Below are 24,203 nucleotides of genomic sequence, written 5' to 3'. Positions count from 1 at the left end.
GATGACTCGCGCGGCAGTGCTGGCCTGGGGCTGGTTCGACAGCATCGTGCTGGAACTGTTCCGGCAGCTGCGCTGGTCCTTCCTGCCGCCGCTCTTGATCTATTTCGCCTATGGCGCACAGGGTATCAGCACCGTCGCCGCCTCGTTCTACGTCAAGGAATACCTCGACCTTTCCGCCGCCTTTCTGGCCGGGCTGGCGTTCTGGGTCGGGCTGCCCTGGGCGCTGAAAATGCCGCTCGGCCATCTGGTCGACCTGATCTGGCGCTGGAAGTACCTGCTGATCCTCGCGGGCGCCGCGCTGATGGGTGCCAGCTACGCCATTCTGGCTGCAATGGTACTGCACCCGGACATGATGGGCACACTGATGCCGCTCAATGCCTGGTATGTCACCGCCGCCCTGCTCGCGCCCTGCGGTTTCGTGCTGCAGGACGTGGTGGCCGATGCGATGTCGGTAGAGGCTGTGCCGCATGTTGACGCACAAGGCAATCCCTTGCCCGAGGCTGAGACCAAATCCCTGCACACCACCATGCAGACCTTCGGCCGCATCGCGCTGATTGGCGGCTCCAGCGCCGCTGCCGCGTTGAACGTCGCCCTGTTCGACGGTGCCGATGCCCTGCCGCAAGCGGACAAAGGCGCGCTCTACGGTTTTGTCTTCACCCTCGCCCTTTTGATCCCGGTTATTTCGCTGTCCGGCGTGGCGCTGGCGATCTGGCAGAAATGGCGCAAGGCCGCCGCTCTGCGCCGCGAAGGCCTGGCCGAAGCAGAAATCCGCAGCCGCATCGAACTCCCGCGAGAGCCGGTCAGCCCGAACCACTGGTATTTCATTGGCGGCGGCGCCTTTGTCGCGCTGTCGCTCACCGTGGGCCTCGGCGATGTGCCCTACTCGCAGGAAATCGTCTTTGCCGGATCCATGGCCATCGTGCTGTTCCTGATGCGCCAGCTGGTCGCAGTTCTGCCCACCGACCACGCCCGTGCCCTGATCGGCACCGCCATCATCATCTTTGTCTACCGCGCCACGCCCTTGCGCGGCCCCGGCGCCACCTGGTTTGAGATTGACGTGCTGGGCTTTGACCAGCAGTTTCTGTCGGTCCTGTCCCTGATCACCTCGCTGCTGACACTGGCCGGCATGCTGATCTTCCGCCCGCTGATGGCCAGCCGCCCCATCGCCTGGATTGTTGCTTTCCTGGCGATCACCGAGGCCGTCCTCAGCCTGCCCAACATCGCGCTTTATTACGGCGCCCACCACTGGACCGCAGCGATGACCGGCGGCTTGGTCGATGCCCGCTTCATCGCCATTGTCGACACCGCAGTGGAATCGCCGCTGGGCCAGGTCGCGATGATCCCGATGCTCGCCTGGATCGCCCGCAACGCGCCCTCGGGGCTCAAGGCCACCTTCTTTGCGGTTATGGCCTCCTTCACCAACCTGGCGCTTTCGGCCTCCAGCCTCGGCACCAAATACCTGAACGAGATCTTTGTGGTGACCCGCGAAGTCACAGATTCGGCAGGTGCTGTCACAACCCCTGCCGACTATTCACAGCTCGGCATGCTGCTGATCACGGTTGGCGTCATTCTGCTGGCCGCCCCGCTGACGGCAATTTTCCTCATCCAGAACAGCCGCTTCCGCACGTCTGAATAACCCTGGGCGGCGCAGACGGCCTGGAAGCGGCATACCGTGCCGTTTTTCTTCTGGACTACTGTTCACTTCTGTACAGAATGCGGGAAACACCTACTCAGGGAGGCCCACATGAAAACCACCACCCGCGTGGCAGTGATCGGCGGCGGCGTCGTCGGCTGCTCTGTCCTCTACCACCTGACCAAGCTCGGCTGGTCCGATGTCATGCTGATCGAACGCTCGGAGCTGACCAGCGGCTCCACCTGGCACGCGGCGGGCGGTTTCCATACCCTCAACGGCGACACCAACATGGCGGCGCTGCAGGGCTACACCATCAAGCTCTACAAAGAGCTGGAAGAGATCACCGGCATGTCCTGCGGCCTCCATCACGTCGGCGGCGTCACCCTGGCTGAAACCCAGGAACGTTTCGACATGCTGAAGGCGGAGCGCGCCAAGCACCGCTTCATGGGGCTGGAAACCGAAATCGTCTCCCCCGAAGAAATCAAGAAGATCGCCCCCGTCACCAACACCGACGGCATTATCGGCGGCCTCTACGACCCGCTCGACGGCCACCTCGACCCCTCAGGCACCACCCACGCCTACGCCAAAGCCGCGCGCATGGGCGGCGCCACGATCGAGACCCACTGCAAGGTGATCGAGACCAACCAGCGCCCGGACGGCACCTGGGATGTGGTCACCAACAAGGGCACCGTGCACGCCGAACACGTCGTCAACGCTGGCGGCCTCTGGGCGCGCGAGGTCGGCGCCATGGCCGGTGTCTACTTCCCGCTGCACCCGATGGAGCACCAGTATATCGTCACCGACGAGGTGCCGATGATCGCCGAGATCATCGACGGCGGCGGCGAGCATCCGCATGTGATGGACCCGGCCGGCGAAAGCTACCTGCGCCAGGAGGGCCGCGGCCTCTGCATCGGATTCTACGAGCAGCCCTGCAAACCCTGGGCGGTCGATGGCACGCCGTGGGACTTCGGACATGAACTCTTGCCCGATGACTTCGACAAGATCGAGGACAGTATCGCCTTTGCCTACAACCGCTTCCCGGCGCTGGAGGCGGCAGGCGTCAAATCGGTGATCCACGGCCCCTTCACCTTTGCGCCCGACGGCAACCCGCTGGTCGGCCCGGTGCCCGGCATGCGCAACTACTGGTCCGCCTGCGCCGTGATGGCCGGCTTCTCCCAAGGCGGCGGCGTCGGGTTGATGCTGGCCCAGTGGATGGTCGAGGGCGAATGCGAGCGCGACACATTTGCCATGGACTGCGCCCGTTTCGGCGACTGGATCACCCCGGGCTACACACGGCCGAAAGTCATTGAAAACTATCAGAAACGCTTCTCCATCGCCTACCCGAACGAGGAACTTCCCGCCGCCCGCCCGTTCCGCACCACCCCGATGTACGACATCTTTGACGGCATGGGCGCGGTCTGGGGCGCGCAATACGGCATGGAGGTCCCGAACTACTTCGCGACAGGCGACGAGCCGCGGTATGAGACCCCGTCTTTCCGCCGCTCCAACGCCTTTGCGGCCACCGCGCGCGAAGTCAAAGCGGTGCGAGAAAACGTCGGCATCAACGAGGTCCACAACTTCGGCAAATACCTGATCAAAGGCGCTGGCGCCCGCGCCTGGCTCGACCGCATCATGGCGGGCCGGGTGCCGCAGCCGGGCCGCCTGTCGCTGACACCGATGCTGTCCCCCAAGGGTCGCCTCATTGGCGATTTCACCATCTCCTGTCTTGGAAAATCCGGGGCGGAAGAAGAATTCCAGCTTACTGCCTCCTACGGCTCGCAGGCCTACCACATGCGCTGGTTCCTGCAGAACCTGGACGCGGGCGTCAGCCTCGAAAACATCTCCGACACCCGCAACGGTTTCCAGATCGCAGGCCCCAAGGCACGCGAGGTCCTGCAAGCCTGCACCCGCCAAGACATCTCGGACATGCGCTTCATGGATGTCCGCCACCTGACCGTGGGCATGGCCGACTGTATCGTGCAGCGGGTCAGCTATACCGGCGATCTGGGGTATGAGATCTACTGCGACCTGCCCAGCCAGCGCTCCCTGTGGGATGCCCTGTGGTCCGCTGGCCAGCCGCACGGCATGAAACCCTTCGGCATGCGGGCAATGATGTCGCTGCGCCTGGACAAGTTCTTCGGCTCCTGGCTGCGGGAATTCTCCCCCGACTATACAGCGGCGGAAACCGGTCTCGACCGTTTCATCTCCTTCAAGAAAGAGGCGGATTTCATCGGCCGCGCCGCGGCTGAGGCCGAACGCGATGCAGGCCCCGCCCGCCAGCTCTGCGCCTTTGAGGTCGCGGCGGACGACGCCGATGTGGTCGCCTATGAGCCGATCTGGCTCGACGGCGCTGTGGTAGGCTTCTGCACCTCCGGCGGCTATTCACACCACGCGCAGAAATCCATCGCGCTGGGGTTTGTCCCCACGGGGACAGCCAGGGAAAACCTGGAAGTGGAAATCGAAATCCTCGGCAAGATGTACAAGGCCCGCCTCATCACTGAGCCGCTATTCGACGCCGACGGCGCCCGGATGCGCGGCTGAGCCCCAAAAGCATTGAATTCAGGTCAGCCCGCCTGACCTGAATCCACCCCGTTGCCACGGCAGCGCACGCTGACGCCACGAAACCCGCGCAATACATAGGTCAGCGCCGGCACCCGAATGTTTCGCGCGCGAAACATTTGGTCAACCCTGCTGACCTATGCGGCTTTCACTGGCCGCCGCCCTTCTTCTTTGCAAAAATACTCCCGCCGGAGGCATCCGCCATTGCGGCCTAAAACCAAGGACCGGGTTGCATGACTGCCATCGCCATTCTCCTGCTCGCTGCCGGCGCGTCCTCCCGGATGCAAGGCCGCGACAAATTGATGGAAGAGGTGGACGGCCAGCCCCTGCTCACCCTGATGTGCCGCCGCGCCGCGCTGACCGGCCTGCCGGTCTACGTCACTCTGCCAGGCCCATCCCACCCGCGGGCGGCAGCAACTGGCGACGCAACCCAGGTTCCGGTGCCGGACGCGGCAGAAGGCATGTCCGCCTCGATCCGCCGCGGCACCGCCGCGCTGCTGGATGGTACGCAGGCGGTGATGATCCTGCCCGCCGACATGCCGGAGATCACAGCCCAGGACATGCTGCACCTGGCGGCGCATTTCGGCGGCCCCGACAGCCCCGTCCTGCGCGCCACTGCGGAGGACGGAACACCCGGTCACCCGGTGCTGTTCCCGCGGCGCTGTTTCGAGGTGCTGCAGTGCCTGCAGGGCGATCAGGGCGCCCGCAGCATCCTGACGGCAGAGACCGTCCGGACAGTTCCCCTGCCCGGCCGCCACGCACTGACGGATCTCGACACACCGGAAGATTGGGCCGCCTGGCGCCAGCAGCGCTGACACTCCCACAAAAGCAGAGAAGGCAGGGCACAAGACCCTGCCTTCCTGCGCTACGCTCTTACCCGCCGCCTCCCCCAAGACGACAGCTGCACCTTTCAGTGCACAAGCAGATGCGCCTCGTGTTTGCGCAGAGACCGGCGCGCCGCGGTATAGCCTTCACGGCCTTTTTGCGACTTCAGTTCCGGGAACAGCTCGAACAGCTCGTTGCGCTGTGCGTTGTCCAGGCCGCGCAGCGACTGGTCACCAGGCTGGAAGCTCTCGGTCCAGGCACCATCGGACAGCACAACCTCATGCTGGTCGAACATGAAGTGGATATAGGTGATGGCAGAGGTTTCCACGACGTCCACGCCCGCCAGCCCGATCAGGTGCTTGGCCGCAACCAACACTTCGCGGTCCTCGAAATAGAGCGCGGTCTTGTCATTGGCGACCAGCACCCGGTGGTTGGGGCTGACCATCATGTCACGCTCCGGCAGCCCGTTGCCCAGTGCACCCTGACGGATCAGAACCGGCTGCAGATGCGCGGCCCCCTTCATGTCGGCGGCCTCCAGCGAGCGGGCGCCGATCCAGCGGATTTCCTGGATACCGTTGTCGCGGGTGATCACCCGGTCGCCGGCCTGCAGGTCCTCGACCTTGCGCTCGCCCTGCGGGGTTGCAATCAGCGTGCCCGGCGTGAAGCAGGGAATGATCTGCTCAATCTCGCCAAAGGTCATCGTGCCGGTCACGGCGCCATCTTCATCAAGGAAGTTGACGGTGCCTGAGAGGCTGTTGCCATCCGGATCCTCGGTGACATCCGTCAGCTCAAACGGGCCGGAACCGCGCAGGTCCAGGGTGTCGAAGTCGTCCCCGTCAGAGCCGCCGTCAACAATATCGCCTGCAGTGCCGCCGATGAACGTATCGCGGTCGGCGCCGCCAATCAGAGTATCCGCGCCATGGCCGCCGGTGATCACGTCATTGCCGGAGCCGCCGCGCACGATGTCGTCGTCGATGCCTGCGTCGATGGTGTCATTGCCCGAGCCGCCGCGGATGTCATCATCGTCATCCTGGCCAAAGATCACGTCATTGCCTGACCCGCCGTTGATGGTGTCCATACCGTTGGTGGGATCGGGGTCGGCCGGGCGGCCATCGCTGCCGTCGTCGGTAATGTTAAGCCCGTCCGGGAAGGCCGGATCCAAGCCGCCATAGATGGTGTCATCGCCGCCGCTGCCGGTCAGGACATCGGAGCCTTCACCGCCAATCAGAAGGTCATTGTCGGCGCCGCCGTCGATGGTGTCGTCGTCGATGCCGCCGTCGATCACATCCATGCCGGTGCCGCCATCGATCAAGTCGGCGTCATCGCCGGTCGAGATGGTGTCGTTCCCGGCACCGCCGAACACGGTGTCCATGTCATCAAACGGATCTGCATCCGCCGGGATGAACGGGATATCGGGATCGGTGCCGGTGTAACCCGGAAATCCGCGGTCCGGGAGCAGCACGCCGCTGTCCTTGGAGGTGTCGATTACATCGTCGCCGTCGCCCCCGTCCACGGAGTCAGAACCGTCGCCGCCGTCGATGGTGTCATCGCCGCCGCCGCCCAGAATGGTGTCATCGCCCTCGCCGCCGGTCAGGCTGTCGTCACCCGGCACCACAGGATCCTGCGGCTCGGAGGAATAGTCGTAGTGCGCGGTGTCCAGGGTGGTGCCGGAGGTGCCGAGATCAATGATCAGCTTGACGTCATTGAAATCCCGGTCGCCCAGATTGTGCAGATCCTCGAACCCCAGCTGCACGGAGCCGTTCGGGAATTGGTAGATTCCCTTGGTGTGGTCCAGACCATCCGGGTTCAGGTCCGCATTGTCGCCGTAACCCGAGGAGTAGTAGGTGCCATGCGGGCTGACAATACCAACGCCAACCACCGCACCAGCAGGCGCGTCGTAGGTGTAGGTCTCGCCCACGTCTGCACTGGCATTCTGCGACAGCACCACAATGTTGCTGATCGCTCCGGTTGCCGGGTCGATGGTGTAGGCAAAGACCTCATTCTGAAAGGCCGAGCTGGTCGACGAGATCGTGATCTTCACCGGCTCATAGACGCCGGAGACGCCATCGCCGAGGATCAGGTCGTCGCCGCTGCCGCCATCGACGGTATCGCTGCCCGAACCGGCATAGACGCTGTCATTGCCGCTGCCCGCGATGATGACATCATCATCCGGCCCCGCCGACGGGTCGATCGCATCCGCGTTGTCGACCATGTCGCCTTCGGGATCACCGGTATAGGCGCCGTCAATCAGGTCATTGCCTGCGGTGCCTTCTACAATTCCGTCCAGCTCCGGATTCGGATTGTTGTCACTCATTTTCTTCACCCTCTCCTCGCCGGACTGGACCCAAGCCCCATCGTTCGGACCAGCCGGGCACTCACGCGGAATGCCGTTATCAAAACACCAGCCCATGCAGGCAGAGGGCCAGACCGCGCATGCGCTCTGGATTGCGTGCCAAGCAGCACGCAGCCGGTTTTCAGAAGCTTTTCGGATCAGTGGAGTGCGCGCTTCGCGGCACAAAGACTTAAATTAAATTTTAGCAGTCCACCACAGTCCAGCAGCTTGCAGAACGTGCCCCCCCAATGGGCTAAACCATCCATACTTTAGCCTCAGCGGGCCACAAAGCCAAAAAATTGCCTAAAATTCCCCGCATTGCGCCGCTGCGCTTTGAAAATGCGGTCTGAACCGGTCCAGTTTTCCGCCGACTGTTTCCATTTCCCGGGCCAAATTGCTGCCCTTGGGGAAGAAACACGCCTGCAAGGCGCTATAACGGCTGTTTTGGAGGCCCCTGGGTTTCCGAAATCGAAACATGGAGATTTTGAGGCAAGCCATCGGCCCTGTGCCGCATTCTTCCTCATCCGCAGCGGGATTAACGCTAAGTTCACGAACAATCACGGAAATCGCACTGCTTTGTTTCGCGTTTCAGCAAAACATGCCTCCGCGGCACACGAATCAAACAGGTAAAACGGCCAGCTGCTGCAGCCTGGGGCGCAAGAAGATATTGCCGGGGAATTTATTTAAACCGGATACAGTCCGCAAAGCGCAGTGCGCGGGCGCACAGCGTGCGTCGCAGCGCATATCCGGGTGCCATTTTGGGATTATGGCGGAGAGACAGGGATTCGAACCCTGGAGACGGTTTCCCGCCTACACACTTTCCAGGCGTGCGCCTTCGACCACTCGGCCACCTCTCCGTTGAGGGGGCTTTTGAAGGATCAGCCGGGGAATTGCAAGGGCTGAAACTGCAAAAACTTCACTTACCCCCAAAACTTTTTCAGGCCTCCAGATGCAGGTACACGCGGCGGTTCTGTTTGCCCTTTTTCTCAACCTTTCCAAGGCGGATGCGGCCGATTTCGCCGGTGCGCTTCACATGGGTGCCGCCGCAGGGCTGCAAGTCGATCTGTTCGTCTTCCGTGCCGATCCGCACCAGACGCACCTGCCCTGCCCCGCGCGGCGGCGAGACCGACATGGTCTTGACCAGCTGCGGGTTGGCATCCAGTTCGGCGTCGGTGATCCAGTCCTCTGTCACTGCGAGATCGCGGTCGATCAGCGCTTGCAGCTGGTCCTGCAGCGCCTGCTTGTCCTCCGGCGCCTCCGGCATGTTGAAGTCAAGCCGCCCCTTTTCTGCGCCGATCGAGCCGCCAGTCACTTCCAGCGGAATCACCACGGACAGGAGATGCAGCGCCGTGTGGATCCGCATGTGGCCATAGCGGCGGTCCCAGTCGAGCGTCTGGGTCACGGTGGTGCCCACGGCAGGCAGCACCTCCCCTTCATGCGGAACCAGAATAATCGCGCCATCCTCGCCCTTGACCGTGGTTGCGATGGAGCATTGGCCGTCCGCCCACAGGAGCTGGCCGCTGTCGCCGGGCTGGCCGCCGCCGGTGGCATAGAACAAGGTCCGGTCCAAAACGATCCCGCCCTGGTCGGAATGGGCCAGCACCTCCGCCTCGGTCATCCGGGCATAGGCATCCTTGCGGAACAGCGGTTCACTTGTCGGCATCGGCATCTCCATCGGAATCAGCATCATCTCCTGCGTCCTGCTGCAGATCATCCAGATCCGGCTTGGGCGGAGCGGAAGCGGAGGCCGCCGCAGGCTGCCCCGCAGCGGACGGCTTGGACGGCGTCAGCGCCTCTGGATTGCGGATCCAGATGTCGCGCTGCATGAAGGGGATCTCGATCCCCTCCTCCTGGAACCGCTTGGAGATTTCATAGTTCATGTCGGATTTCACCGACAGCACCCAGTTCACATCGCGCAGGATCGCCCGGATTTCGAAATCAATGCTGTCAGCGCCGAAGCCCTGGAACACCACATAGGGCGCCGGATTGAGCAGCACCATCGGATGCGCCTTGGCAATCTCGGTAAGAATGGCCTCGACTTTGCGGGGGTCGGTGCCATAGGCAACGCCGACCGGCACGATCACCCGGCCCACGGTATTGCCGCGGGTGTAATTGGTGACGGTCCCGGAGATCAGGTCCGAGTTCGGCACGATCACGTCAGAGCGGTCAAAGGTCTCAATCCGGGTTGAACGCACGGAAATGTCGCGCACATAGCCCATCAGGCCGCCAACCTCGATCCAGTCGCCCTTGGAAATGGGACGCTCAATCAGCAGGATGATGCCGGAAACGAAGTTCGACACGATGGTCTGCAAGCCGAAACCGATGCCAACCGACAGCGCACCGGCAACGATGGCGAGGGAGGACAGGTCGAGGCCGGCCATGGAAATGGCGATCACCGCCGACAGGAAGATGCCGACATAGCCGAGGCCCGAGGTGATGGCGTTCTGGCCGCCCGGGTCGATCTTGGTCTTGGGCAGCAGTGAGTTGCGCAAGGACCCCTGGATCAGCCGGGTCAGCGCGTAACCGGCGGCAAAGACCACGGCAAAGGTCAGGAAGGCGGTGGGCGATATACGGGTATCACCGATCTGGAAACCTTCAAGGAAGCGCGACCACAGTTCGGTCATATCCGCCACCCGCGCGCCCCAGATCAGCGCCAGAAGCGGCAGTGCCAGAGCGGCCAGCAGGAAACCGATCATCACCGCAAAGAGAGAATCCCGCGCCTCGGACCCCTTGCCCGACAGCCAGCCGTAGAGATCGCCCAGGAACCGCTGGAAAACCAGCAGCGCGGCCAGCAGCGCCAGGGTTGAAACCGCCGGGTAGATCAGCGCCTCGGCGGCATTCACATAGCCAAGCGCAGCCAGCAGCGGTGAAATGAACCCCAGCAGATAAGAGGCGCGGCGCACCAGTGTAAGAATGCGGTTGGCCCCGGCAGCGATGGCGCCATCCTCTTCGGCGTCCGAAGTTTGCTTCTGGCGCCGTTTGGCGCCGATGCGGTGCAGCCGCAGCATCACCAGCGCCGCCGCCGTGATCAGCGGGAAGCTGGCAACTGCATGGACGGAGGTGGGAATGGTTTCGATATTCTCCAGATTCACCAGCGCGTCCTGAAGCACCAGGATCACCGCCAGGATATCCACCATCAGCCGGGTTTCATTGAGCCGCCCCTCCTGCACCGGCACCAGATCATTTTCGAGCCGGCTGGAGAACAGCTGGTTGCCCAGCCAGTGGAACGACAGGATCAGCAGTGCCCAGCCCGGGACGTAATCCAGCAGCAGCGAACCGCGGCTGCCGAGGATGCCCGACAGTTCCACCGCGGCGGCCAGGCAGATGATGCCGATGAAAGGCAGGATGACTTCGAGCAGGGACACGATAAAGCCCCAGACGCCGCGGCCGCTGCTGCCGAACTGGCGCAGGTAATCGCCCGCCGCATGGGCCCAGGGACGTCCGCGCAGCAGCAGAAATGCCGCAATTGCCAGCAGCAGTAGCAGTGCCGGCAGGCTGTTGCTGACCCGCTCGGCGGTGGTGGCGCTGCCGATCCTGGAGGCGGTTTCATTCCAGATGGAGCTGACCGACCGGCTGAGCGTGCGCAGGGCGCCGGGCCAGTGTTCGGGGTTCAGCGGCGAGGGGCCGCGCTCCAGCAGCTTGCGGGTGCGGCGCTCGCGGATGATCTTGTCGATTTCAGAGATCAGGCCGTTGGCGCGGCTGTAGGCCTCCTCGGAAACGATGCGCGGCACTTCGAGGTCGCGCAGCTGTGTTTCCAGCGTGGCACGCAGCCGGGCGATATCTTCCGGCTCGCTCTCGCCCTCTTCCGGCGCCTTGCCAAGGGCGCTGAGCTGTCCCTGAAGCGTCCGGATGCGATCGGCGTTCTTGGTGCGCCCTTCCAGGAACCGCTGGCGGTAGCTGGTCAGCTCCTTGCGCAGCATCTCAAATGCGGCGCTGGAGGCGCGGCTGGCGTCAATCACCTCTTCCGCGCGGCTCGCGGTCTTGAGCCAGTCCTGGTAGTAGGCGCGGGATTCAGCCGTGAACTGGGCCAGCGCAGGCAAAGCGAGGCCGGCCGCAAAGGCCAGCCCCAGCAATGCAGTCCGCAATGCGGTCAGAATGGGTGTCATACGTCCTCAAAAACACCGGGGATCGAGGCGGGCGTGTGGGTCATCCACTCCGGCACCGGCAGGTTCTTTTCACGCAGGAAGTCCGGATTGAACAGCTTCGACTGGTAACGGGTGCCGTAGTCGCACAGCACGGTGACAATGGTCTTGCCCGGTCCCATATCCTTGGCCATGCGCACCGCACCGGCGATGTTGATCGCGGTGGAGCCGCCCAGCACCAGGCCTTCGTCGTGCAGCAGGTCAAAGACGTAAGGCACGGCTTCGGCATCGGAAATCTGATAGCTGAAATCCGGGGTGAAGCCTTCGAGGTTCTTGGTGATCCGGCCCTGGCCGATGCCCTCGGTGATGGAGCTGCCTTCGGAGGCCAGCTCTCCCTTGGTGTAGTAGGAAAAGAGCGCCGCCCCCATCGGGTCGGCCAGTGCGATTTTCACGCCCTTGGGCTGCAGCGCCTCAGCCACGCCCGCGATGGTGCCGCCGGAGCCAACGGCGCTGACGAAACCATCGACCTTACCACCGGTCTGTTCCCAGATTTCCGGGCCGGTGGTTTCCACATGGGCCTGGCGGTTGGCCACGTTGTCGAACTGATTGGCCCAGATCGCGCCGTTCGGTTCGGTCTTGGCCAGTTTTTCCGCCAGACGCTGGGAATAGCGGACGTAGTTGTTGGGGTTCTTGTAGGGCGCCGCGGGCACCTGGACCAGCTGGGCGCCCGCCAGGCGCAGCATGTCCTTCTTTTCCTCGGACTGGGTTTCCGGGATCACAATCACCGTCTTGAAGCCCATCGAAGCGCCGACCAGCGCGAGGCCAATACCGGTGTTGCCGGCGGTGCCTTCGACAATGGTGCCGCCCGGCTTCAGATCACCGCGGGCGATGGCGTCGCGGATGATGTAGAGCGCGGCGCGGTCCTTGACCGACTGGCCCGGGTTCATGAATTCCGCCTTGCCCAGGATCTCGCAGCCGGTCTCTTCGCTGACGCGGTTCAGGCGGATAAGAGGTGTATGGCCGACGGCATCAGCCAGATCGCGTGCAATGCGCATGGTATCCCTTTCGATCGTTCCCCCATGGTGTATCCAAGCGGTCCGTCGATCACAAGGCGGGAAGCGGGTCAGCTATTGCCTTTGCGCAGCCGTTCACGGTGCCGTGACAGCCACAGCGCAGCCGTCATCAGCGGCATGTCCTGATAGGCCTGCGCGTCAATCCCCGCCATCAATTCATCATAACCGAGGATCCGGCTGCGGATATCCTCGCCCTCGCCCGCAACGCCGCCGCCGCCCGAGACATCAGAAAGGTCGGATATACCTATGAAAATATGGATATATTCCGCTAGCGCCCCGCTGGATGGGTAGCCCCGCGCAACGGTTTCCAGATGCTTGACTGTAACGCCCGCCTCCTCCACCGCTTCGCGCACCGCGGTTTCCTCAGCCGTTTCGCCCGGGTCGATCACCCCGGCAACCGGCTCCCACATCCAGGGGTGCGCGTCGCCCATGATGAAGGGCGGTGCGCGGAATTGTTCCACCAGCAGAACCTGGTCACGCACCGGGTCGTAGGGCAATACCACCGCTGCGTGGCCCGCCATGGAGGCGCAGCGGTTCATCACCGGGCTCATGCTGCCATCGAACCGGCGGAATTGAAGGTCCATCTCCTCCGTCGCGAAGAAGTTCAGATAGGCGCGTTTATGGTTGTGCACGATCACGTCGCGGGACAGGTCGTGCTCCCCGTCGCCGGGCCGGGCCTGCCCGGCCAGCCAGGCAGCGGCCCGGCGGCGGACGGAAGGGAAGCAGCGGGCCACCTCTTCGGCGCTCATCCTGCCGTGATAGGCCATGACTTCTTCTGCTGCGCGCAAAGACAGCGCGCCCCACTGAGCCACCCATGCAGCCAGGTCCCAAGGCTCGGCCGTCTGCCACAGGCCAGGCTCTGGAAAATACACCTCCGCCCCGGCAGGTTTGCCATCTGCCAGCTGCACGGTGACAGGCTTCAGGGCATAGCCAAAGCCGCCTTCGTAAAAGTTGAGCGCGTCCAAGTCGGCAGGTGACAGCCCCTGCACCAGAACACCATCCGCGATAGCGCCATCGCGCTCCTCGATTGCGGGAAACGGCTGCCCGGCCACCTGATACACACCGTGACCGGGCAGTTTCGCGGATTGCGCATTCAGGGCGTCCCCGCTGCGGCCCAAAACCAGCTCAAGCAAAGGGATATGGCGCAGCGTGCCAAAGAAAAACAGATCAGCCACGATTAATAACCTATTGTTAGATAAAGATTTCAGCGCCAGCGGCGGGAAGCGTTTTCAGTGGCGAGGCCAGCAAGAACGCCACCGACCACCAGCGGAATCAGCACTGACGGCACAGCGATAACAAAGAAGTATTCCAGCGCAATCACGAAAATGGCCGACAAGGCTTCAAACGGGCCGTCATAGCGGTGCCGCATGGCAAGGCGGAACATTTCCCAGGTGCCCTGAACGAACAGGGCCCACAGCACCATCACTGCCATACCAGTTAGGCCATTGTTGATAGCGGGCACCAGGCCACCCCCTGCCCGCCGGCCCATGAATATCCAGCCGCACAGCAGGCCCAGCAGCACATTCACATGAACGAAATATCCGAAATCCGTGCCCTCGGGCATTTGCGGCATGACCAGGAAGGAAACGAGAAACGCCAGTAAAGCCAGAGACAAAGCGGCAGTCAGGCGGGCTCCGGTGGGCATGTGTGGTCAGGTTCCGTGGCACGAGATCAGTCAGCGATGAGCAACTGTAATCTGCGTCACATCGCAATTTCCAGTCTTAAAGGCAGCCGCGCAGGAAGTGAGGTAAAAGTTCCACATCTTGTGGAAACGCTCATCAAACCCCAGGCCTGCGATCTGCTCCCAGCGGGCATTGAAAGTCTCGTGCCAGCGTCTGAGCGTCAGATCATAGCTGTTGCCGAATTCAATTGACTTCACAACTCCAAGGCCTGCCCTTTCCACCTGACCGCGCAGCACAGCCGGGGATGGCAGCATGCCGCCGGGGAAGATGTGTTTCTGGATGAAATCAACCCCCTTGCGGTAAATCTCCCATCTGCGGTCGGCGACGGTGATGATCTGCAGGGTGGCCTTGCCGCCGGGTTTCAGCCGGTCGCGGATGGCACCGAAGTAAGCAGGCCAGTATTTCTCTCCCACCGCCTCGAACATCTCGATCGAGGCGATGCCGTCGAATTGGCCGCGGCAGTCGCGGTAGTCCTGCAGACGCAGCTCCACCTGGCCGGAAAGCCCGGCTTTTTCAATACGTTGCCGGGCAAACCTTAACTGTTCCTTACTGATTGTCAGGCCGGTCACTTTCAACCCGCGCTCCCTGGCGGCGTATTCGGCAAAGCCGCCCCAGCCGCAGCCGACCTCCAGCACGTGATCGCCGGGCTGCACCCCCATCTGATCCACCAGCGAGGCGTATTTTGCGGTTTGCGCCGCCTCCAGGCTGTCCTGGCCGCTGCGGAACAGGGCGCTGGAATAGGTCATCGTGTCATCCAGCCACAGCCGGTAGAAATCATTGCCCAGGTCATAGTGATAGGAAATGTTCTTCTTCGCCTGGCGCTTGTGGTTGCGGTGCAGCCAGAAGCGGAAACGTTCGTAAGCCCGCGCCAGCCCCTGACCCGGGAACCCGTCATAGACGGTATCCGCGCCCATATGCACCAGGTCCATAAAGGCCTGCAGGTCCGTGGTGCTCCACCAGCCCTCCAGATATGCGTCGGAGAATCCCAGGTCGCCCTCACGGATCAGGCGGGCAAAACAGTCGGGATGGTGGATGATCAGGTCTGCAGCCGGACCTGGGTTCCGGCCCTTGGCGGTGAAAATGCGCCCGTCCGGCAGCTGGATATCCAGCTGCCCAACCTCCATGGCCTTCACTTTGGCAAACACTGCCGGAAAATAGCGCGGCAGGTCTTTCTGGCCCTCAACGGACGTGAGCTTCATTCGCTTCCCCCTGTGCAGGATACGGGCGTGCTACAAGGAAAAAGCTAGGCCGGAGGGGGCTTTGAGGCAAGAAAACTGTGTGTTAGCGGCTGTCACGATTGTCGTGATAAGCCGTGAGCGCGCGGTCCCGGCCAGCCTGCAGGCTGATGATTGGCTCTACCCGCGCCATCTCCGGTGAGAGGTCCCAGGACCGCGGAGCGGCGTCGTAGAAATCCAGCGCGGTTTGCGGAGGCTTGCCCTGGCCTTCGGCAATCCAGCGGCTGGTGTAGGCGCCGGAGGGGTCGAATCTGTCCAGCTGGCCCGACGGGTTGAACACGCGGAAGAAAGGTGCCGCATCGGGGCCGGAGCCAGCTACCCATTGCCAGCCCATGGCGTTGGAGGCCGGGTCCCAGTCCACCAGCGTGTCCGCGAACCACTCCATGCCAATTTTCCACTGCGTCATCAAATGCTTGGTCAGGAAACTTGCGACGATCATGCGGGCGCGGTTGTGCATCTTGCCTGTCACATAGAGCTCCCGCATGGCGGCATCGACAAAGCCGTATCCGGTCTGGCCACGCTGCCAGGCCTGCACTTGCGGCGTAACTTCCTGCGACCAGGGGAAATCCTGCCACTCCTCGCGCCAGCTGGCGGTCAGGATATGCGGCGAGTGGTACATCAGGTGGTAAGCAAACTCGCGCCAGACCACCTCTTTCAGGAAGGTCTCAGCCCCCTGGCTGGCCTGCTCCATCGCTGCCCGGCCCCGGTGCCACAAACGATGCGGGCTGATTTCCCCCCAGGCGAGGTTTTCCGACAGGCCGGAGGTTGCATCCTCACCCGGAAAGTCGCGGCGGTCTTTGTAGGCAGACACCTTGTCTTGCAGGAATTCGTCCAGGCGGTCCTGCGCTGCCGCCTCGCCCACGCGGCAATACCGGGCCACAACCTCGGCGCCGCGGCGCATGGCGGCGCCCATGTTCCATGCAGAGAGGTCATCACTGGCCGGCCATCTGTCCGGCGCGGGCAGTTTACCCGGCGCAGGCAGCAGGCTGTCCACGCCGCGCACCCGCACGGATTTCCAGAACGGGGTGAAGACCTTGTACTTGCCGCCGGTCTTGGTCTCGACGGTCCAGGGTTCGAACAGCAGCCGTCCGCCGTGGGAATTTGCGGTGATGCCCTGCGCCTTCAGCTGCTGTTTGATCTCGGTATCGCGGGTAATGGCCTGCGGATCATAGAGGCGGGACCAATGCACGGCCCCTGCCCCGGTTTCCTCGATCAGATCCCGCAGCACCGTAAGTGCGGCGCCGCGGCGCAGGATCAGGCGGGAACCTGCCTTCTCCAGAACCGTCGCAAAGTGCTCCAGCCCCAGGCCAAGCCGGAACTTGGGGGCGGCGCCCAGCGCCGCCTCCTGTTCGTCGAGGATGTAGACGGGCAGCACCGGGACGCCGCTGTTCACGGCAGCCGTAAGGGCCGGATTGTCTGCCAGGCGGAGGTCCCGCCTGATCCACCAAATGACCGGGGCGCGGCTGCTCATGTCTTCGTCCTTATGCGGTTCCTGTTACAGCACCCGGTCCAAGGCCTCGGTCAGTTTGGCGACCTCTGCCTCGGACGTGTAGTGGGTAAAGCTGATACGCAGCACGCCCTCGCTTGGATCGATGCCCATCGCCTTCAGCGCGCGCACGGCGTAGAAATCGCCGCCGCCTGCCATGATGCCGTGTTCTGCCAGCTGGGCCGCAACCGGCTCTGCTGCACGGCTGAGGGCCAAGGCCACGGTGGGCGCACGGTTTTCGGCGATGGACGGACCCAGCAGGCGCAGATCGTTGCGGTCCTTCACTGCGTCCAGCAGCGGCTGCAGCAGCTTGATTTCATGCGCGCGCATCAGGTCGTGGACAAAGGCACCGGTCTCCGCAGCGCTGCCGCTGTGGCCGTGATGCATCGCCAGCGCCTCGAAATAATCCGCCATACCGGCCGAAGCCGCCACCTGGGCGTGGTCGGGGCCGGCCGGAGTGAAGCGTTTGTAGAGGTCGCCTGCGTTAAAGTAATGCGCCTGGTTCGGCAGCAGCTCGCCCAGCGCCCGGCGGATCACCATGACGCCCTGATGCGGCCCGTAGGTCTTGTAGGAGGAGAACAGGTAGATGTCGGCGCCCAGTTCATCCACGTTCGGCAGCCCGTGCGGCGCATAGGAGACACCATCAACGCAGACAAAGGCACCCGCATCATGGGCCATTGCGGTGATCTCTGCCACCGGGTTGATCTCCCCCACCACGTTGGAGCAATGCGGGAAACAGACCAGGCGGACGTTTTCATCCAAGAGGTTTTCCAGCTGCGCCACATCCAGATGGCCGGTCTGCGGGTCCAGCTGCCATTCGCGGACCTCAATCCCCTCCTCGGCCAGGCGGCGCCAGGGGCCGGTATTGGCCTCATGGTCCTGGTTGGTGACGATGATCGCCTCACCCGGCTTCATCAGTTTGCGGAAGGCCTGCGCCAGCACATAGGTGTTTTGGGTGGTCGAGGGGCCAAAGCTCAGCTCATCCGTAGCGACCCCCATCAGCGCAGCCAGACGGGTGCGGGCTTCGTCCATTTCCTCGCCGCCCAGACGGGACGCCTCATAGGGCGCATAGGGCTGCACCTTGCGCTGGGTGTAGAAACGGGTCAGCCGGTCAATCACATGGCGGCAGGTGTAGGACCCGCCGGCATTTTCAAAGAACGCCTGCCCTTCAAGGCTGGGTTCTGCAAAGGCGGGGAACTGTGCCCGGACGAAATCAATATCCAAAACGCTCATCGCGTGTCTCCTCAATCGCTGCGGTTCAGGGGGCGACCGGCACATGCCAGGGATCACCCCGAACATGGCAGGTCTTCCAGCCGAGCCGCGCTCCCGCACAAGGATTGAGGGATCGCAGGCAGCCCTGCAAGGCGGAAAAGCCATAGCAGGACACGAGGGTCGTAACGTAGCGGCTGAGGTCCGGTCAAGCGGCAAGGCTGATGCCGGAAACTGTCATCAGGGCATGGCAGTCTGGCGGCATCAACTCATGGAGGATACATTATGGCCTTTACTCCCAAAGATTTTCTGGTCTGGGGCGAACTGCCCGTCAGCGACCTGGACGCGGCGGTCACGTTTTACAGCAAGGTGACGGGGGCCGATCTGAGCATCGACAGCAGCGGCCCCAACCCGATTGCGATGTTCAAACCCGCGGATCAAGCCACGGGCGTTGCCTTGCATCTCTACCCCGGCAAACCCGCAGGCGACGGCCGCGGCCCAACTCTGCATCTGACTGCAGAAGGCGAACTGGAAGACGTGATGGAGCGGATCACGGATGCCGGCGGCAAGGTGGTCTCCGAAACCATCGAGATCCCGCCCGGGCGGTTCTTCTATGCCATTGATCCGGACGGCAACTCGCTCGGGTTCTTCAAGTACAATAGCTGACAAAGAGAACACCCCGGCAGGTTTGCCGGGGTGTTCTGTCATTCATGGCAAGCTGCCTCAGCGTGCCTCTGTCTGCAGGCCCCGGAAGATGGCCCAGCACATCAGCAGCAAGACCACTGTGAACGGCAGCCCGGTCGAGATCACCATCGCCTGCAACGCGCCAAGACCGCCGCCGAGCAGCAGCACGATGGCAACGGCACCCTCGAAGATGCACCAGAACACCCGCTGCGGCACCGGCGCGTCGACCTTGCCGCCAGCGGTGATGGTGTCGATCACCAGCGAACCGGAGTCCGACGAGGTCACGAAGAACACCACCACCAGCACGATGCCGACAAAGGAGGTGATGCCGGCCAGCGGCAGCTCACCCAGCATCTTGAACAGTTTGAGTTCAAGCGCCGCGTCCTGCGCCCCGGTGAAGCCGTCAGACAGCACCTGATGAATAGCGGTGCCGCCAAAGACGCTCATCCAAAGGACGCAGACGAGGCTGGGGATCAGCAGCACGCAGATCACAAACTCCCGCACGGTGCGGCCGCGGCTGACGCGGGCGATGAACATGCCCACAAACGGCGACCAGCTGATCCACCAGGCCCAGTAAAAGGCGGTCCAGCCCTGACTGAAGTTCACATCCTCGCGCCCGATCGGGTTGGAGAGTGCCGGCAGATATTCGACATAGGCCATCAGGCTGGCGGCAAAACCTGTCAGGATGGCCATGGTCGGGCCAACCAGCAGCACGAAGATCAGCAACAGGAAGGCCAGCCCCATGTTGATCTCCGACAGCACCTTCACGCCGCCGTCCAGCCCGCGCAGCACCGAGATCAGCGCAACAGCGGTAATAGCGGTAATCAGGATCACCTCGGTGGTGGCGCCGGTCGGCACGCCGAACAGCTCATTCAGGCCTGCGTTGGCCTGGGTCGCACCGAAGCCAAGCGAGGTCGCAAGGCCGAACAGCGTGGCAAAAACCGCCAGGATGTCGATGACGTGGCCAGTCCAGCCCCAGACACGCTCGCCGAAGATCGGGTAAAAGGCAGAGCGGATCGTGAGCGGCAGTCCCTTGTTATAGGTGAACAGAGCCAGGGCCAGCGCCACAATGGCGTATATTGCCCAGGGGTGAAGCCCCCAATGGAAGATCGTCGCGGCCATCCCCAGGCGCACCGCCTCGGCCTCATCCCCCGCTGCAGCACCCAGCGGTGCCCAGTCGGTGCGGGCGCCGCCGCCCTCTGACACGGCAGTTCCGCCGAAAGCGGTGGAGAAATGGCTCATCGGTTCGCTGACGCCATAGAACATGAGGCCAATGCCCATGCCTGCGGCAAACAGCATCGCGAACCAGCCTAGGTAGTTGTAATCCGGTGTGGCCTCATTGCCGCCCAGGCGGACCTTGCCCCAGGGGGAGACGATCAGAAACAGGCAGAACAGGACAAACAGGTCGGCGGCGCCGAAGAAGAACCAGTCAAAACTGCTGGTGACCGCTGGGCGCAGCCAGTTAAAAAAGGCGCCGGCTTGTTCCGGCAGCGCCAGCGCGTAAAACACAAAGGCCACAATGACCAGGCCGGACACCAGGAACACCGGATTGTGGATGTCGACCCCGAACGGGCCGATCTGGGTTTCGATATTGTCCTGGCCGATCTCGTATTCGGTGTCGATGATATCTGCCTCGCCCTCCGGGGCGGGGATACCCTGATTGGTGGTTTCGTCAGCCATTGCGGCCTCCTTCCCAAATTGCTTTGCCGGGCAAACCTCCGTTTGCGCTCTCGGAGGAGGCGGCGCGCCGCCTTGTCCGCGGCAATGAGCGGATAAAGGGCGGCAAATCGGATCATGCCCGGGTATTCAGATTTATTGCGGCCTATGGGCGTCTGCCCGGGCACCGCGGGGCAATGCAGCCCGAAAGACTGCCCGGAAACACCGCAGCCCGATATTGGGGCCGCCCTTACAGAATAAAAAACGCGCGGACATCGCCGCGCGTCTTCCGACAGATGCAAGCTATTATAAGGATTTAGGCGTTCACGTCCACCACCACCCGGCCCTTGACCTGACCCTTGAGGATGTCCGCGCCCAATTGCGGCAAATCGCTGAGGGCCGCGGGCTGGATCATCGCCTCCAGCTTGTCCATCGGCAGGTCGCTGGCGATGCGCTGCCACGCACGGACGCGGTTGTCATAGGGCTGCATGACCGAGTCGATGCCCAAGAGGTTCACGCCGCGCAGCAGGAAGGGGATCACGGTCGCAGGCAGCGCCGCGCCGCCCGCCAGGCCGACCGCAGCCACCGAGGCGCCGTATTTCATCTGCCCCAGCACGCGGGCCAGCATAGCCCCGCCCACCGCGTCTACGCAGCCTGCCCAGGATTCGCTCTCCAGCGGGCGCTTGGTGGTCTCGTTGATCTCCTCCCGCGCAACAATCTGCGTTGCCCCCAGCGATTTCAGGTAGTCTGCGGTTTCCGGACGGCCGGTGACCCCGGCGACCTCATAGCCCAGGTTTGCCAGGATCGCGGTGGCGACAGAGCCGACACCGCCTGCCGCGCCTGTCACCAGCACCGGGCCATGGCCGGGTTCCAGCCCGTGATCCTCCAGCGCCATCACTGCCAGCATGGCGGTAAAGCCCGCGGTGCCCACGGCCATTGCCTGGCGGCTGTTCAAACCTTCGGGCAGCGGCACAAGCCAGTCGGCGCGTACGTTGGCTTTCTGGCTGTAGCCACCCCAATGGGCCTCGCCCACGCGCCAGCCGGTCAGCACAACCTTGTCGCCCGGTTTGTAGCGGTCATCTGAGGACGCTTCGACGGTGCCGGCAAAGTCGATGCCCGGCACATGCGGGTACTTGCGCACCAGCCCGCCGCCCGGCCCGATGCACAGCCCGTCCTTGTAGTTCACGGTGGAGTATTCCACGGCCACGGTCACCTCGCCCTCGGGCAGCTGATCCAGGCTGATCTGCTCCACCGCCGCAGAAGTCTTGCCGCTGTCTTCGTCCTTGTTCACCACCAGTGCATTGAACATCTTGCCATCCTTTCCTGTACCGCGAACCAGATCCAGTGTTCATCTGGCCCAAATTATCCCTGGGGAGCAGCGGCGGGAGCAGCGCCCCCGGCGCTTTGCATCACCGCCAGAACTTCTCCTGAACTGTTGCCGGCAGCATTCCTGCCGGTGTCTCAACTTCCAACGCAGTGCCCGGCGCCCAATGAGACCGGTCCACCATGCCTATCGCGGCGTTCACCTGAAATTCAGGTGAGAAAATGGCCGAGCCGACCTCTCCAACCCGGCGCCCGTCCGCAAAAAGCGGCCAGGCGTCCAGGCAGGGCGGGATCTGCCCGCCGATCACCAGCGGCCGGATCTGACGTTGCGGCCCGTTTGCCGCCTGCTCTGACAGTGCGGACTTGCCAATGTAGTCTTCCGGCGAATTGCAGAACTTGCCCAGCCCGCATTCATACGGCGTGTTTGCGCGGGTCATGTCATTGCCATAGCTCAGCAGCCCGCTCTCGATCCGCTCGATCGCATTGGGGCAGCCCGCCCGCACGTTCAGGTCTTCACCAGCGGCGAACAACGCGTTCCACAGCGGCATCCCCAGATCCGAACCTTCGACATAGACCTCAAAGCCGCCCTGCTTGGACCAGCCGGAGCGCGCCACCACGAGCTCTGCCCCCTGGAAGTCCAGACGCTTGTAGCGGAAGAACCGGATATCGCGCACCGTTTCGCCGAACACGCGGGCCATAAGGTCATCCGCCTTCGGGCCCTGCACCGCCAGGGGTGAGACATCGGGCTCCGTGATCTCCACGTCGAAGCCCTTGGCAATGGCGATCCCCAGCGCAAACTGCAGCAGGTCGCCATCGGCAAGCGACAGCCAGTAATGATCCGCGGCCAGTTTCACCGCCACCGGATCGTTCAGCATGCCGCCGTTGTGATCGACCGTCGGCACATAGTAGCACTGGTCGTCTGCCATCTTGTCCATGTCGCGCGGGCTGATCAGCTTCATCAGACGCAGCGCATCGGGACCTTTAATGCTGACCTGGCGCTCGCAGGCGACATCCCAGACCTGGACATGCTCCTTCAGATGGGCGCAGTCGTATTCCAGGCTGTCAAACACCGTTGCCAGCAGCATGTGGTTGTAGACCGTATAGCCCTTGACGCCCGCGGCCTCGACACCGGGGGAAAAGGGCGTGCGCCGGATGCGGCGGGAGGGGAAGATGCTTGCCATGCTCAAGTCTCCGTTTGAGCGTTTCAGGAAATTGGCGGCGTGCGGCAGAGCCACTGCCGCAAAAGCCTGCGTGCAGAGGATCCAGGCATTGCCCTCCCCCGACTCAAGCCTTAGGTTTTAAATGTCAGACTTTTAAATGTCAGACAAATGATTTCTTGCCCGGACCGCATCCGGGCCGCACTTTGCAAGGACACCGGGTATGCAGATTGACCCAAGCAGTTCCGCCGGTCTGTCGGTTCAGATAGCGCAGGCGATCAAGGATGCCATCATCTCCGGCGACTTGATCGTGGATGAGCGGCTGCCGTCGGAGGCGGAGTTGTCGGATCATTTTCAGGTCTCCCGCCCGACGGTGCGCGAAGCGCTGAAACGGCTGGCGGCGCAATCGCTGATCCGCACCCAGCGCGGGGCGTCCGGCGGTGCCTTTGTGAATCGTATTAGCTTTGAGGATGCTTATGCGCAGCAGGTCACCACATCGACACTGCTGCTGAGTATGAATGAGGTGAGCTTTGATACCGCCTGCGAGGCGCGCTATGCGCTGGAGCGGTCTTGCGCGCCGCTGTCGGCCGCACGCCGCAGCGCTGACCATCTGGCGACAATGCGGGCAGAAATTTTCCGCCAAGGCCAGCCAGGGCTGACGGATGTGGCCTTCTGTGCCTCCGACGTGGCCTTTCACCGGGCGCTGGTGGACGGGGCATGCAATCCGGTATTGTCCTATCAGCTGGCCGGCGCGGTGGAGGCAATGCAACCCCTGATGAACATGATCACCTTCACCGCTCGCGACCGCGCCGTGATCACCGGGCTTCACACCCGGATTGCCAATGCCATCGAGGCGGGCGATGGCGGCGCAGCAGTTGCGGGCCTGCAGGACCTGGAAGATGAAACCCGCGAACTGGCAGCCAATGTCTTTGCGGCCCGGGCAAGGAGGTAAGAGTTTGTTAACCATGAACCGGGAAACTTCCGGCATGGTTAAACCTGGCTCCGCCCTTTCCCCTGATATCTGGCTGCGCGATATCTTCGCCTGCAAGGCGGTGCAGAACGGCGGTGTGGTCCGCCGCAAGCGCCGCGACATTGAACGCTATGCCGGGATGGACGCCTTTCTGACAGAGGTGCGCGCCCGCGGGTTTCAGGCGGTGCAGAACCGCGAGCAGGTCATCATCTTCTGTAACGGCGCCCCGATCCGCAGACTGATTTAGCGCCGCCGTTTCCCGGCGCGGGAAACGGCCAAAAATCCTGCGAGGATTTT

General features: G+C 63.0%; 18 protein-coding genes and 1 tRNA gene. 6 read left to right on the top strand and 13 right to left on the bottom strand.

Translation table 11 applies throughout. The annotated features are described in order from the left end of the window. The first annotated feature begins 1 nt into the window (after window position 1). From GC1_RS01095 to GC1_RS01085, 3 genes are all read left to right on the top strand, one after another. Window positions 2–1,636 (top strand): membrane protein, encoded by a 1,635-nt coding sequence (locus GC1_RS01095; RefSeq protein WP_019297496.1) that lies wholly within the window; start codon window positions 2–4, stop codon window positions 1,634–1,636. A gap of 108 nt (window positions 1,637–1,744) precedes the next feature. Beyond that, window positions 1,745–4,174: a GcvT family protein gene (locus GC1_RS01090; RefSeq protein WP_019297495.1), complete on the top strand. Its 2,430-nt coding sequence runs from the start codon at window positions 1,745–1,747 to the stop codon at window positions 4,172–4,174. A gap of 251 nt (window positions 4,175–4,425) precedes the next feature. Beyond that, window positions 4,426–5,007, top strand: a complete 582-nt coding sequence (locus GC1_RS01085) for a nucleotidyltransferase family protein (protein ID WP_019297494.1) — start codon at window positions 4,426–4,428, stop codon at window positions 5,005–5,007. A gap of 95 nt (window positions 5,008–5,102) precedes the next feature. On the opposite strand, the gene GC1_RS01080 is transcribed toward GC1_RS01085, so the two are convergent. The 10 genes from GC1_RS01080 to GC1_RS01035 form a co-directional block, all read right to left on the bottom strand. After that, window positions 5,103–7,331, bottom strand: coding sequence for a Hint domain-containing protein (locus tag GC1_RS01080; protein ID WP_019297493.1), 2,229 nt, complete (start codon window positions 7,329–7,331; stop codon window positions 5,103–5,105). A 785-nt stretch (window positions 7,332–8,116) separates the two neighbouring features. Next, window positions 8,117–8,206 (bottom strand) — tRNA-Ser (locus GC1_RS01075). Between the two features lie 80 nt (window positions 8,207–8,286). After that, window positions 8,287–9,039 carry an alanyl-tRNA editing protein gene (locus tag GC1_RS01070; protein ID WP_019297492.1) on the bottom strand — a complete coding sequence of 251 codons (753 nt, stop codon included), beginning with the start codon at window positions 9,037–9,039 and terminating at the stop codon, window positions 8,287–8,289. Then, on the bottom strand, window positions 8,999–11,455 hold the full coding sequence (locus GC1_RS01065) for a DUF3772 domain-containing protein (RefSeq protein WP_019297491.1): 2,457 nt from the start codon (window positions 11,453–11,455) through the stop codon (window positions 8,999–9,001). The genes GC1_RS01070 and GC1_RS01065 overlap by 41 nt, the downstream gene beginning before the upstream one ends. Next, window positions 11,452–12,486, bottom strand: a complete 1,035-nt coding sequence (locus GC1_RS01060; RefSeq protein WP_019297490.1) for a cysteine synthase A — start codon at window positions 12,484–12,486, stop codon at window positions 11,452–11,454. Before GC1_RS01060 ends, GC1_RS01065 begins: the two co-directional genes overlap by 4 nt. A 68-nt stretch (window positions 12,487–12,554) precedes the next feature. Further along, window positions 12,555–13,679: an NUDIX domain-containing protein gene (locus tag GC1_RS01055; RefSeq protein WP_019297489.1), complete on the bottom strand. Its 1,125-nt coding sequence runs from the start codon at window positions 13,677–13,679 to the stop codon at window positions 12,555–12,557. A gap of 29 nt (window positions 13,680–13,708) precedes the next feature. Then, window positions 13,709–14,149: a TrgA family protein gene (locus GC1_RS01050; protein WP_019297488.1), complete on the bottom strand. Its 441-nt coding sequence runs from the start codon at window positions 14,147–14,149 to the stop codon at window positions 13,709–13,711. Window positions 14,150–14,179: 30 nt separating this feature from the next. Next, window positions 14,180–15,385: an SAM-dependent methyltransferase gene (locus GC1_RS01045; protein WP_019297487.1), complete on the bottom strand. Its 1,206-nt coding sequence runs from the start codon at window positions 15,383–15,385 to the stop codon at window positions 14,180–14,182. Window positions 15,386–15,467: 82 nt separating this feature from the next. Beyond that, the gene (locus GC1_RS01040) at window positions 15,468–16,892 is read right to left on the bottom strand and encodes a cryptochrome/photolyase family protein (protein ID WP_019297486.1); all 1,425 of its coding nucleotides are present in this window, start codon (window positions 16,890–16,892) and stop codon (window positions 15,468–15,470) included. Window positions 16,893–16,916: 24 nt separating this feature from the next. Further along, the gene (locus tag GC1_RS01035) at window positions 16,917–18,140 is read right to left on the bottom strand and encodes an aminotransferase class V-fold PLP-dependent enzyme (protein ID WP_019297485.1); all 1,224 of its coding nucleotides are present in this window, start codon (window positions 18,138–18,140) and stop codon (window positions 16,917–16,919) included. A gap of 261 nt (window positions 18,141–18,401) precedes the next feature. Here GC1_RS01035 and GC1_RS01030 point away from each other — a divergent pair, with 261 nt between their 5' ends. Next, window positions 18,402–18,782 carry a VOC family protein gene (locus tag GC1_RS01030; protein ID WP_019297484.1) on the top strand — a complete coding sequence of 127 codons (381 nt, stop codon included), beginning with the start codon at window positions 18,402–18,404 and terminating at the stop codon, window positions 18,780–18,782. 57 nt (window positions 18,783–18,839) lie between these two features. On the opposite strand, the gene GC1_RS01025 is transcribed toward GC1_RS01030, so the two are convergent. From GC1_RS01025 to GC1_RS01015, 3 genes are all read right to left on the bottom strand, one after another. Continuing rightward, window positions 18,840–20,480, bottom strand: coding sequence for a BCCT family transporter (locus tag GC1_RS01025; protein WP_019297483.1), 1,641 nt, complete (start codon window positions 20,478–20,480; stop codon window positions 18,840–18,842). Between the two features lie 292 nt (window positions 20,481–20,772). Next, window positions 20,773–21,765 (bottom strand): acryloyl-CoA reductase, encoded by a 993-nt coding sequence (acuI, locus tag GC1_RS01020; protein ID WP_019297482.1) that lies wholly within the window; start codon window positions 21,763–21,765, stop codon window positions 20,773–20,775. A 100-nt stretch (window positions 21,766–21,865) separates the two neighbouring features. Next, window positions 21,866–22,960, bottom strand: a complete 1,095-nt coding sequence (locus GC1_RS01015) for a dimethylsulfoniopropionate demethylase (protein WP_019297481.1) — start codon at window positions 22,958–22,960, stop codon at window positions 21,866–21,868. A gap of 199 nt (window positions 22,961–23,159) precedes the next feature. Here GC1_RS01015 and GC1_RS01010 point away from each other — a divergent pair, with 199 nt between their 5' ends. Beyond that, entirely contained in the window at window positions 23,160–23,888 is a 729-nt protein-coding gene (locus GC1_RS01010; protein WP_019297479.1) for a FadR/GntR family transcriptional regulator, read from the top strand. A 13-nt stretch (window positions 23,889–23,901) separates the two neighbouring features. Beyond that, on the top strand, window positions 23,902–24,153 hold the full coding sequence (locus tag GC1_RS01005) for a hypothetical protein (RefSeq protein WP_019297478.1): 252 nt from the start codon (window positions 23,902–23,904) through the stop codon (window positions 24,151–24,153). Window positions 24,154–24,203 lie beyond the last annotated feature (50 nt).

It is taken from the genome of Leisingera sp. ANG1, from assembly GCF_000203975.2.
GTDB lineage: Bacteria > Pseudomonadota > Alphaproteobacteria > Rhodobacterales > Rhodobacteraceae > Leisingera.
Note: the sequence above shows the minus strand (reverse complement) of the source record. Positions and strands in the feature narration are given on the sequence as shown.

What these genes read in the sequence shown, in the direction of transcription:
- GC1_RS01025 (WP_019297483.1), bottom strand. Translation starts at nt 20,480, where the DNA reads ATGGCTGACGAAACCACCAATCAGGGTATCCCCGCCCCGGAGGGCGAG.
- GC1_RS01050 (WP_019297488.1), bottom strand. Translation starts at nt 14,149, where the DNA reads ATGCCCACCGGAGCCCGCCTGACTGCCGCTTTGTCTCTGGCTTTACTG.
- GC1_RS01070 (WP_019297492.1), bottom strand. Translation starts at nt 9,039, where the DNA reads ATGATGCTGATTCCGATGGAGATGCCGATGCCGACAAGTGAACCGCTG.
- GC1_RS01005 (WP_019297478.1), top strand. Translation starts at nt 23,902, where the DNA reads ATGAACCGGGAAACTTCCGGCATGGTTAAACCTGGCTCCGCCCTTTCC.
- GC1_RS01045 (WP_019297487.1), bottom strand. Translation starts at nt 15,385, where the DNA reads ATGAAGCTCACGTCCGTTGAGGGCCAGAAAGACCTGCCGCGCTATTTT.
- GC1_RS01085 (WP_019297494.1), top strand. Translation starts at nt 4,426, where the DNA reads ATGACTGCCATCGCCATTCTCCTGCTCGCTGCCGGCGCGTCCTCCCGG.
- GC1_RS01080 (WP_019297493.1), bottom strand. Translation starts at nt 7,331, where the DNA reads ATGAGTGACAACAATCCGAATCCGGAGCTGGACGGAATTGTAGAAGGC.
- GC1_RS01040 (WP_019297486.1), bottom strand. Translation starts at nt 16,892, where the DNA reads ATGAGCAGCCGCGCCCCGGTCATTTGGTGGATCAGGCGGGACCTCCGC.
- GC1_RS01035 (WP_019297485.1), bottom strand. Translation starts at nt 18,140, where the DNA reads ATGAGCGTTTTGGATATTGATTTCGTCCGGGCACAGTTCCCCGCCTTT.
- GC1_RS01060 (WP_019297490.1), bottom strand. Translation starts at nt 12,486, where the DNA reads ATGCGCATTGCACGCGATCTGGCTGATGCCGTCGGCCATACACCTCTT.
- GC1_RS01090 (WP_019297495.1), top strand. Translation starts at nt 1,745, where the DNA reads ATGAAAACCACCACCCGCGTGGCAGTGATCGGCGGCGGCGTCGTCGGC.
- GC1_RS01030 (WP_019297484.1), top strand. Translation starts at nt 18,402, where the DNA reads ATGGCCTTTACTCCCAAAGATTTTCTGGTCTGGGGCGAACTGCCCGTC.
- GC1_RS01065 (WP_019297491.1), bottom strand. Translation starts at nt 11,455, where the DNA reads ATGACACCCATTCTGACCGCATTGCGGACTGCATTGCTGGGGCTGGCC.
- GC1_RS01095 (WP_019297496.1), top strand. Translation starts at nt 2, where the DNA reads ATGACTCGCGCGGCAGTGCTGGCCTGGGGCTGGTTCGACAGCATCGTG.
- acuI (WP_019297482.1), bottom strand. Translation starts at nt 21,765, where the DNA reads ATGTTCAATGCACTGGTGGTGAACAAGGACGAAGACAGCGGCAAGACT.
- GC1_RS01010 (WP_019297479.1), top strand. Translation starts at nt 23,160, where the DNA reads ATGCAGATTGACCCAAGCAGTTCCGCCGGTCTGTCGGTTCAGATAGCG.
- GC1_RS01015 (WP_019297481.1), bottom strand. Translation starts at nt 22,960, where the DNA reads ATGGCAAGCATCTTCCCCTCCCGCCGCATCCGGCGCACGCCCTTTTCC.